9 protein-coding genes are annotated in these 10,495 nt (G+C 71.3%); 1 reads left to right on the top strand and 8 read right to left on the bottom strand.

Going from position 1 to position 10,495, the window contains the following annotated elements; genetic code table 11:
* Positions 1–293: 293 nt before the first annotated feature.
* Positions 294–866, bottom strand: a complete 573-nt coding sequence (locus tag IF47_RS0113535; RefSeq protein WP_031508993.1) for a CGNR zinc finger domain-containing protein — start codon at positions 864–866, stop codon at positions 294–296.
* A 131-nt stretch (positions 867–997) separates the two neighbouring features.
* Between IF47_RS0113535 and IF47_RS0113530 the strand changes: the two genes are divergently transcribed.
* Positions 998–2,302, top strand: a complete 1,305-nt coding sequence (locus IF47_RS0113530; RefSeq protein ID WP_078591801.1) for an MFS transporter — start codon at positions 998–1,000, stop codon at positions 2,300–2,302.
* A gap of 522 nt (positions 2,303–2,824) precedes the next feature.
* Here the strand turns inward: IF47_RS0113530 and IF47_RS0113525 are convergent.
* The 7 genes from IF47_RS0113525 to IF47_RS0113495 all read right to left on the bottom strand — a co-directional run bounded on the left by IF47_RS0113525 (position 2,825) and on the right by IF47_RS0113495 (position 10,471).
* The gene (locus tag IF47_RS0113525; protein ID WP_031508991.1) at positions 2,825–3,430 is read right to left on the bottom strand and encodes a class I SAM-dependent methyltransferase; all 606 of its coding nucleotides are present in this window, start codon (positions 3,428–3,430) and stop codon (positions 2,825–2,827) included.
* Positions 3,431–3,560: 130 nt separating this feature from the next.
* Entirely contained in the window at positions 3,561–4,364 is an 804-nt protein-coding gene (locus IF47_RS0113520) for a hypothetical protein (protein ID WP_031508990.1), read from the bottom strand.
* Complete coding sequence (locus IF47_RS0113515; protein ID WP_031508989.1) at positions 4,364–5,626, bottom strand: VWA domain-containing protein; 1,263 nt, start codon at positions 5,624–5,626, stop codon at positions 4,364–4,366. The genes IF47_RS0113520 and IF47_RS0113515 overlap by 1 nt, the downstream gene beginning before the upstream one ends.
* 492 nt (positions 5,627–6,118) lie before the next feature.
* Complete coding sequence (locus IF47_RS0113510) at positions 6,119–6,589, bottom strand: DIP1984 family protein (RefSeq protein ID WP_031508988.1); 471 nt, start codon at positions 6,587–6,589, stop codon at positions 6,119–6,121.
* 142 nt (positions 6,590–6,731) lie between these two features.
* The gene (gene lpdA, locus IF47_RS0113505; protein ID WP_031508987.1) at positions 6,732–8,138 is read right to left on the bottom strand and encodes a dihydrolipoyl dehydrogenase; all 1,407 of its coding nucleotides are present in this window, start codon (positions 8,136–8,138) and stop codon (positions 6,732–6,734) included.
* Positions 8,139–8,577: 439 nt separating this feature from the next.
* A complete protein-coding gene (locus tag IF47_RS31220) occupies positions 8,578–8,709 on the bottom strand; it encodes a putative transporter small subunit (protein WP_031508986.1) in 132 nt (43 codons plus the stop codon).
* A 16-nt stretch (positions 8,710–8,725) separates the two neighbouring features.
* Positions 8,726–10,471 carry a sodium:solute symporter family protein gene (locus IF47_RS0113495; protein ID WP_037732521.1) on the bottom strand — a complete coding sequence of 582 codons (1,746 nt, stop codon included), beginning with the start codon at positions 10,469–10,471 and terminating at the stop codon, positions 8,726–8,728.
* Positions 10,472–10,495 lie beyond the last annotated feature (24 nt).

Here is a 10,495-nt window from a genome sequence, read left to right as displayed (position 1 = left end):
CCGGCTTTCGCCATCCCGAGCCATTCCCTCGATGCCACGCCTGACGTACCGTCACATGCGGCGCTCACCTGCGGAAAACCGCGCGTCGCCCCGGTCCCCGGAGCCGTGTGGGCGGGTTCGAATCCCGTCGAGGGCACCACCCAGCCATGGCCGGGTGCCGGGAGGCGGAGCCCGTCGACACCCCGGCGCCGGTCCTGGCCGCCGACCACTACGGGATGCCGCGGGACCACCACGCCCGTCGCCTGGCCGGGCTCGCGGTCGGTCCGCTGCCGGTCACGGCGGGCTCGGCGGGCTCATCCGGCTCCGGCCCGGCGGGCGGTGTGCCGCCGGACCTTGGTCCGGTTGCCGCACACCTGCATGGAGCACCAGCGGCGGCTGTGGTTGCGGGAGGTGTCCCAGAACACCTCGCCGCACCGCCGCTCCGCGCACCGCTTCAACCGCCGTATCCGTCCGGTCAGCACCAACTCGGCCCAGGCGACGGCCAACTGCGCCACGGCCGCGGAAACGCCGGTGAGGTCGGGGGACGGAACGAGGACGGCGGCCGGCCGGCCGCCGTCCGGTGGCGCGGTGGCCGCGGTCAGCGTGACCATGACCGGCAGCCGGGCCAGCACGGCGTCGGCGAGCGCCAGCCGGTGCGGCGACGCGGGCGCGCCGCCGTCGTCCAGGGCCTCGCGCATGCCGGCCCGCAGCTCCAGACAGGCCCGGAGATCGGCTTCCGTGACGTCGGGTGACCGCTCGACGAGCCCTCCGTCGACCAGCCAGCGGGCGAGTCCGGCGGGCGTGGACAACTCGTCCCGTCCGCTCTCCAGGTCGACGGTGTTGGTGAAGCCCATGATCAGCTCGACCGCCGCAGGTGGTTCGGTCATGCACCCTCCTCGTTCCGGCCAGTCGGCGGATGATAACCAGCCATTCCACCGAATGGGTTAGCAGCCTCCCTCCTGCGTCAACGGTAACTCCGCACTACGCTAACCACCTAAGCAGATTAGGGAGTTAAGCAATGGAGAAGACCACCGCCGAACCGGCCTCCGGACCCCCGTCGAAGGCGCCGCCGACTCCCTCGCAGGGCCACCCGCTGGACGCCGTGAGCACGCGGAACACCACCGTGTTGGTGGTGTTCACCTCCCTCACCAACCTGGCGGACGGTGTCACCAAGGTGGCGCTGCCGCTGATGGCGACCCAGCTCACCCGGTCCCCGGCCCTGGTCTCGGCCGTGGGACTCGCCCTCACGCTCCCGTGGCTGTTGACGGCGCTCCACGTCGGCGTGCTGGTCGACCGCTACGACCGCCGATGGCTGCTGTGGGCCGCCAACATCGTCCGGCTGGCGGCCATCGCGGCGCTCCTCGGCACCGCCGTCACCGGCACGACCACCCTCTCCGCCCTCTACCTGGGCGGCATCGCCCTGGGCATCGCCGAGGTCGTCGCCCTCACCTCGGCGACCGCCCTGGTGCCCACGGCGATCGCCCCGGCGAAACTGGAGCGGGCCAACGCCTGGGTGGCCGGCGCCGAGACGGTGTGCAACGAGTTCTGCGGCCCCTTCGTCGGCGGGCTCCTGGTGGCGGCGGGCGCGAGTGTCGCCCTGGGCGCCACCGGCGTGGCGTACGTGATCGGCATGGTGGTGCTGGCCCTGCTGGTCGGCCGGTTCGCGCCGCGCGCCGCCGGAGAGCGGCCCACCGGTTCGGTGAACCAGCGGATCGCCGAGGGCCTGCGCTTCCTGTGGCATCAGCGGCTGCTGCGGATGATGGCGCTCGCCCTGACCGTGCTGTGCGCCTGCTGGGGCGCCTGGCTCGCCCTGATGCCCCTGGTGGCGACCTCCCTGATGGGGCTGAGCGCCCAGCAGTACGGCATGCTGCTCAGCGCCCTCGGAGCCGGCGGTCTGGTCGGCGCGCTCACCGTGAGCCCGCTCAACCGGCTCCTCGGCCGGCGCTGGGCCATGTTCGCCGACCTGCTGGGCACCGCCGCCATGATGGCCGCGCCGGTGCTCACCACCGACCTGTGGCTGGTGGCGGCGGGCGCCTTCGCGGGCGGCATGGGCGGCGTGCTGTGGACGGTGAACTCCCGGACCATCAGCCAGCGCATGGTGGCGACCGAACTGATGGGTCGCTACAACGCCGCCGCGCGCCTGTTCAGTTGGGGCGCGATGCCGCTGGGCGCCGGGCTGGTGGGCGTGCTCGCCGAGTGGTTCGGGCTGCGCACGGCGTTCGCCGTGTTCGCCGTGGCCACTCTCCTGGTGGTCGCTCCGTTCCTGCGCACCGTGACTCCGCGGGCTCTGGAGGAGGCGACGGCGTACCGGGCCCCGGACTGACTCGGCCTGGCTCGGACCGGCTCGGACCGACCCCGGCGGCCGACACCGCGTCGGGGAAGCCGGAGGAGCCGGAGATCAGGGTGGGACGCGCCGAGAGGGCGCCTCGCCCTTTTCGTTTCCCGTCGCCTCGCGGTGATCTCCCATCGGACCATTCGACTCCGCTGTCAGGCCGACCGAGGAAACCGGCCGGGCCGGCACCGGAGCCCATGGCAGGAAGCGGATTCGCGGAGCCGGTGCGCACGGGACGGATGAATTCGCATGTCCTGATGGCCCCCGCTGCGCCGGAGACGGAACGCTTCCCGGCTCATGGGCCACGCCACATCGACGAAATCGCCGATCGGTACGGGCTTTCCGACGAGATCCGGGAAACAGTGCGGGGCGCCACGGGCCGGCGGGCGGACCGTGCCTCCGCTCCTTCCGCGGCGTCCGCCTCCGCGCCGGGCCGCGACACGGCGGTGCGGTCCGGCGCGACGGGACCGACGGTTCGGCGGACGCGGAGGGTCGAGACGTCCCGCGCGTCCCTCACCGGCGGTGGACGCTGACGGCATAGCCGCCGCCGTCGTAAGGGTCGCCGTCCCAGCCGGCGAAGCGGTCGACGAGGGTGAGGCCGGCCGCGGCGCAGTGGTCGTCGTACTCCGACAGCGTGATGCCGGGCGGCACGGGCAGGTGGGCTTCGTCCAGGCCGAAGCCGGCGACGAGCAGCCCGCCCGGACGCAGGGCCGCGGCCAACCGCTTGGCCACCGTGGCCTCGGTGCCGGCGGCGAGCAACGGGAAGACGTTGCCCGCGGCGACCACGAGATCGAAGTCCGCCGCGATGCCGAGCAGGTCCGGCTCGAACTCGGCCAGATCGACCCGGAACCAGGGCAGCTCCGGTGCCTGCTTCCGCGCCACCGCCAGCATCGACGCGTCGAGATCCACCCCGACGCAGTCGTATCCGAGCTCCGCGAGCCGGATCATGACCCGTCCGGTACCGCACCCGGCGTCCAGCACCCGCGCTCCGGCGGGCACGAGCGCCGCGCAGAACCGTGCCTCGCCGTGCACGTCCTTCCCGCTCCGGGCCAGGGCCGCGAACCGTGCGGCGTAGTCCTCTCCGGACGACTCCCCGGTCAGCTCCCTCCAACGGCTCATGGGGCCCACTATAGGTCGCCCGTGTACCGCCCGGGGAAGCGACCGGGCTCGCGGTGCCGTCGCGGCGCCGAAGGCCGTCGGGAAGTGGAAGGGGCCCGCCGTGTGAGGTGAGCGGCGGGCCCCGGGTGACTCAGGCGTTCGGCGGCACGCGCGGCGGGCGCCCCGAGCCCCGCGTCAGCGCGTACCCCCCGATGCCCGCGAGCGCCGCCAGCACCGCGCCGGATGCCGTCCACACCCAGCGGTCGGACCACCAGCCCGACGACCAGCCGTCGTCCGGCTCGATGCCCGACAGCACGGCCGATGTCTCGGACGTGTCCTCGTCCCGCTGCGACGTCACCGCGATGCCCGGTACCAGCGGCTTGGCCAGCCGGCCGTCCACGGCCGCCGATCCGCCGATCTCCTTGGATTCCACCCGCACCTCGGCCGTCACCGGCTGCCCGAGGTCGGCCGTCCGTACGCCCACCGCCGTCAGCCGGAGGTAGTACGTGCCCGGCAGCGGGTCGTTGGCCCACGGCTCCGACCAGGACCGCACCGTGCGCAGCACGCATGCCAACTCCACCGACGCGGTGCCCGCGGCGGCCGTGCGGGTCTGCGCGCCGTACTGGCAGGCCTGACGACGCCTCAAACCGTCGTAGACGTCGATCTGCCAGGTCTGCGCCGCGTGTGCCTCGGGGAGCCTCACCGTCGCCCTCACCGTGGGACGTTGGCCCGTGTCGGCCGGGAACGACCAGTACAGGTAGTCACCGGCCGAGGCGCTCGCCGTCGCCGTTCGCCCCTGGTCGATCTCCGCCGCCGTACGGAACGACGTGCCCGCCGACGTGGGCGCCGCGCCGTCCTCGGACGGACTCGCGGACGGCGTCGAGTCGGCTGCGGCGGGCCCCGCCGCAAGGCCCAGCGTCAGCAGCGCGACGCTCACCACACGTGTGATCCACATCAGTTGGTCCTCCACACCGCGACACGCCAACGCGACAGCCAACCCCACACCATGCCCGCGAGGAAGCCGGTCAGTACCAGGACACCGAGCAGCCACCAGCCGCGGCCGAGCCCGAAGGAGGCCACGTCGTCGGCCTGCGACGGACCCTCGACCACGTCCACGGTCAGCTCCAGCGGCATGCCGGGCGTGGTCTTCACGCCGGAGGCCGCCGAGAAGGAGTTCGTCACCCGCAGGCACACCGTCTCCGCCGGAGCCTCGTCGTCGTCGCTGTCCGGCCTCGGGTAGCGCAGGCCCGTGGAGATCACGTCCGTACGGCCGTTGCCCGCCGCCTCACCGCGCACGATCTCCCGACCGTGCTCCGTGACCGCGCGCAGCAGCACCCCGTAGTCCGGGTTCACCGCCCGGTCCGCCGCCACGCTCACCGAGGCGCGCAGCTCCTGGCCGGGCGCCACGTCCACTCGGTACCAGCGTTCCTGGCCGAACTCCTGGCGGTCGGTGTACAGGCCGGACTTCAGGGTCGGCGCCTTGGCACACCGCGCCGCGCCCTCCACGGCCACCGGCGTCACCACCGGGTTGGCCGCCCGTTCCACCAACTGGTTGACTTTCTCGGCGAGTTCGTCGGTGTGCTCCACCGAGGTGTAGGTGCCGCCGGTGGCCTCGGCGATGCAACTGAGCTGCTGCCGCAGCTTCGTGTTCGGCACCAGACCGAGGGTGTCGATGGTCAGGCCGATGCCCTTGGCCGCGATCTCCCGAGCCACCTCGCACGGGTCGAGCGGGGCGCAGGTGTCCTCGCCGTCGCTGATCAACACGATCCGCTTGGAGCCGGTGCCGCCGTCGAGGTCGTCGGCCGCCTCCAACAGGGCCGGCCCGATCGGTGTCCAGCCGGTCGGCGTCAGCGTGGCCACCGCCGCCTTGGCCTCGGTGCGGTCCAGCGGGCCGACCGGGTATAGCTGCGCGGTGTCCTTGCAGCCCGTCCTGCGGTCGTCGCCGGGGTAGTCGGCGCCGAGGGTGCGGATGCCGAGCCGGACCTCCTCGGGGGTGGCGTCCAGCACCTCGTTGAACGCCTGCTTGGCCGCGGCCATGCGCGACTGCCCGTCGATGTCCCGCGCGCGCATCGAACCGCTGACGTCGAGCACCAGGTTGACCTTCGGCGCGTCCGCGGTGGTCTCGTCGGCGACCGCCCCGGCCGGGAACGCGAGTCCGGCCGCGAGCAGGGCGAGCAGGGCGCCGAGGCCCGTCGCCGACCGTCGTTTTCTGATCATCGGCGGATCCTATTGATCCCCACCGCCGTGATCCAAAACGGGCCTTGGAGCGCAGCGGATCATGTGCGGCTCGGGGTGGCGGAAAGCCCGCCTCGCGGAGCGCCCCTGCCGGTACGGACGTGCCACCGTCACCGACGATGCACGCGTGGACGACCTGTTCGCCCCCTTGGAGCCGGCCGCGTCTCCCCCCTCCGGTCGGCGGCGCCCGCCGGAAGGCATTGCCTCATGTGGTCCGACCTCGGTCCTACTGCGATGTGGGAACCCCGAACCCACCCTCACCGCCCCGGATCTGCACGTGGTGATGTGCCGTGTGATGTACACCGTCACCTGTGCGCGGTGCTGAGCTGCGCTGTCATGGGGGGAGTCGAACCCCCGCGTTGCTCCTCACGCGCCAGGAGTGGACTGGAAGACCGCCAGTCCTCGGTGTGTGCACGCCTCCGGAACGGCTACCCGCTCCACATCGCCCCCGGTCGCCCCGGTTGTCGGGACCGCTCAGTCCAGCAGGCCGACCTCCCAGTTCGCACGTTGGATCCGCACATCGATCTCACGGATCTCCCGTGCGAGCACGTCCGCCTGTCTCCGTAGGTCCGCGACCGGAAGCGCGGAGAGCATCACCAGCTCGGAGCGGAGCTGCCGACCGTACCCCCGCTCGCCCGTCCCCGCTGCCGCATCCGCCGCCGCGGTGACCACCGCGTGACGCAGCCGCAGGACATCCCGGCGCGCGAGCGCGTCGGTGAGCGTGCCGTCCGAGCCCAACCTCACCGCGGCGTTGGTCCGGTTGATCCGTCGGATCAGCGTTTCCAGGGTGTCCAGCACCTCACCGACCTCGGCCAACAACCGGGCCGCGTCCTCGGCGGGCGTCTCCCCCTCCTGGTGCCGCGCGTTGCCGACGATGCGGGATCGCAACTGTTCCACACGGCGCGTCGCTTCCGCGCGCTCTGCCAGTGCCTCGGCAAGTTTCACCGTCTCCCCCTCCCGTCCTCCACGAGTTCGGACGACCATACGGTGATCCGGCCCGTGAGTGTCGGAATTTTCGGTCCTCGGGAGCACGGGCCCAGGGGCGTGGGGCCGTAGCCCGAGAAGGGCCGGCCGCCGTGGGCTCCCGTCACATGTTGATCATGTGTCCGGCGAGGCCGTGCACCGCTTCCTTGACCGCTTCGCCCAGGGTCGGGTGGGCGTGGATGTTGCGGGCGACCTCGTGGACGGTGATGTCCCACTGCTGGGCCAGGGTGAGTTCGGGCAGCAACTCGGTGACCTCCGGGCCGATGAGGTGGGCGCCGAGGATCTCGCCGTACCGCTTGTCGCTGACGACCTTGACGAAACCGCCGGGCTCCGCGAGGCCGTGTGCCTTGCCGTTGGCCGTGAACGGGAACCTGGCCACCTCGACGTCGAAACCGGCTTCGCGGGCCTGCTCCTCGGTGTAGCCGAAACTGGCGACCTGCGGCCGGCAGTAGGTGGCGCGGGGCACCATGCGGAAGTCGATCTCCATCGTCTCGGCGCCGGCGATGGTCTCGGCCGCGACGATGCCCATGGCCTCGGCGGCGTGCGCGAGCATCAGTTTGGCGGTCACGTCTCCGATGGCGTAGATGTGCGGAACGCTGGTGCGGCCCCGCCCGTCGACGTCGATCGCGCCGCGGTCGGTGAGCCGTACGCCGGTGGTCTCCAGGCCGTAGCCGGTGACGCGCGGGGTGAAGCCGACGGCCTGCAGGACCCTGGCCGCCTCGAGCGTCCGTCGGGTGCCGTCCTGAGTGACGGTCACGCGCACGGGGGACGCCGGGTCGGTGTCGTCGACGGCGTCCACCCGGGTGGAGGTGAGCACCTCGATGCCGAGCTTGCGATAGTTCTTGGCGAGTTCCTTGGAGACGTCGGCGTCCTCCAGGGGGACGATCCGATCGGCGAACTCCACCAGGGTGACCTTGACGCCGTAGTTGTGCAGCACATAGGCGAACTCGACGCCGATGGCGCCGGCGCCCGCGATGACGATGCTCTCCGGCAGTTCCTCGGCGAGGATCTGCTCCTCGTAGGTGACGACGCGGTCGCTCAACTCCGTGCCGGGCAGCAGACGGGTGCCGGCGCCGGTGGCGATCACGCAGTGGTCGAAGGTGAGCGTCTCGGTACCGCCGTCGCCGAGGGCGACTCGGAGGGTGTGCGCGTCGGTGAAGGCGCCCCACCCGTCGTACTCGGTGATGCCGTTCTTGCGCATCAGGTAGTGAACGCCGGACACGCGCCCGTCGGCCACCTTGCGACTGCGCTTGTACGCGGCGCCGTAGTCGAAGGTGACGGCTCCCTCGGCCCGGATGCCGAAGGTGTCCGCCTGCCTCGTCACGATGTGCGCCAGTTCCGCGTTGTGCAACAGCGCCTTCGACGGGATGCAACCGACGTTGAGGCAGACACCGCCCCAGTACTTCTCCTCCACCACCGCGACGCTCAGGCCGAGTTGGGCGCTGCGGACCGCTGCCGTGTAGCCCCCGGGCCCGGCTCCCAGGACGACGACGTCAAAGTGCTTGCTCATGACCCCTTCTTTCCTCGTCTTCGTTCCCTGCCGATTCTTCACCGCCGGCGGGGGGCGCTCCGCCGTTGTGTACGCGGTGTGACGGTCCTTACACCCCACCGGGGCGGCCGGTGCGATCGAGGCCGACCGTCTCGCCGCCCGGGGTCGGAGCGGCGCCGTGCGAGGGTTTCCGGGGCCGGCGGGGAGGACGGTTCACGCGGCCGGCCGGGTTCCGGGCCGCAGAGCCACCGTGCCGCCGCGCGACCGAGGGCCGCCGGTGGCCGAGAGCGCCGGCCACCGGCGGCGGTGTTCGTCCGTCACCGCGAAGGCCGTGGCGAACGGGAGCGCGGCGCCCCGCCGTACGGACTCGGTGGCGGGTGTCGAACCACCGGACCGGTGCGGGGCGCGAGCGGATGTCCGGTGCGGGCCGGCCCGCTGCGGCCGGCCCGCGGCACCGGGCTCAGATCATGCGCCGTCCGTTGCGGCGGGCCTCGGCCCACTCACGGAAGAACGCGCGGCTGATCACGAACAGGACGACGGCCACGACGGCGGGCCACATCAGGACGTACGCGCTCAGGGCGAGGGTGCTCACTGTTCCTCCTGCTTCCTCACTTGGTGCGTGTGGCGGGCCTGGGGTCGCCGTCGGTGCTCCCCGCCTGCTTCGGAACGCCGACCGCGCCGACGGCGCCACCGACCTCGGCGGATGCCCGCGCGGCGGAGCCGTCGTCGAAGTCACCGGTGCGCCGGGCGATGACGGCGAAGTCGAAGCGTTCGTTCTGCCGCGCGGACATCGCCCAGCAGATGACGGTGCTCACGGAGTAGGCGACGAGGGAACCGCACAGCGTCGCGTACTCGTGCAGGGAGCCGATGGCGAACGGCGCGGAGATCACCGCCGCCAACACACCGACGACCTTCGCCACCCTGAGACCGAAGAAGCCGAACGCCATCAGGCCGAGGACGACGCCGATGCCGACGATCGACAGCACGTCCACGACGATGCCGAAGACACCGTCCGTGGAGATCCACTCGAAGCGGACCGGCAGGAAGACCGCGAGCGCCGCGATCACCGAGGTGGTGAACGCCTTGTTGGTGACCTTCTCCCAGTAGAAGCTGGCCAGCACCGGGAAGACGAGGGCGCCCCACAGCGCGCCGACGAAGACCAGCAGGTCGAGGATGTTCAGTTGGAGGCTGGCGAAGGCCACCGCCAGCGCGGTCGCTACCACCATCGTGGCGCGTCCGACCACCAGCATCGTCTTGGGGTTGGCCTTCTCCTTGCCTGCCACGTTCTGGCCGTAGACGTCGGCCATCATGATCGAGGAGAGGGCCGCGAGGTCGGAGTCGGCGGTGGAGGACAGCGCGCCGACGATCATGATGAAGAACACCGCCAGCAGCACGGGCGGCAGGTAGTCGGCGGCCATCTCGGGGATGAGGTTGTTCACGTCGCCGCCGGTCGGCTCGAAGCCCAGGTAGAGGGCGAGCACGCCGAGCATGCCGACGCCGATGACCATGGCGCCGTAGCCGACGGTCGCGGTGATGAAGGTCGGCTTGATCAGGTCCTGTCGCACGGCGAACAGGCGCTGCGCGATGGTCTGGTTGCCGATGGCGTAGGCGAGCACCGCGGCGATGTAGGGGGCGCCCTGGTTCATGAACGCCTCGCTGGAGAAGAAGTCGCCCTGCTGCGGGGTCAGGTTCCCCGCTCCGGCCTCGAACGCCGCCGGGAAGTCGGCCGCGAAGAAGATGAACGGGACGATCACGACCACCGCGCCGAGCATCGCGACGACCTGTACGAAGTCGGTCAGCACGGAGGCGCGGAAACCGGACCACAGCGTGTAGAGCAACACGCCCGCGGCGACGGCGAAGACGCCCTGGGTGAAGGTGAACGGCGACAGCATCGCGATCAGCACGCCACCGGCGATGAAGTTCGACATCAGGCTGATCAGGCTGCCGACGACGTTGGAACCGGCGAGCATCAACTGGCTGGAGCGGCCGTGCCGCGCGTACATGACCTCGGCCAGCGTGTGCGCCTTCGGGGCGACGGAGCGGATGCGTTTGCCGAAGGGGTAGATGAAGAGGATCATCAGGGCGCCCCAGAGCCCGTAGTGAATGGGGCCCGATATGCCGTAGGTGTAGCCCGATGTCGCGGACGCGTACATCGAGGATGCCCAGATCCACGTCGCCGTCATGCTCGCGGCGGAGATTCCGAAACCGATGTTGTTTCCACCGGTCATGTACCCGTCGGCGTTCTCGTTCTTCTCTCTGATACGGGTCGAGATCAGGAAGGTCCCCCCGTAGAAGAAGACCAGTAGCCCGATCACCACCACAGCGCCGAACTGGGCAGTCTCCACCCCGTCCACGCGCGACACCTCCTTACGACTCGC

This window comes from Streptomyces megasporus (assembly GCF_000718985.1).
Taxonomy (GTDB): Bacteria; Actinomycetota; Actinomycetes; order Streptomycetales; family Streptomycetaceae; genus Streptomyces; species Streptomyces megasporus.
Note: the sequence above shows the minus strand (reverse complement) of the source record. Positions and strands in the feature narration are given on the sequence as shown.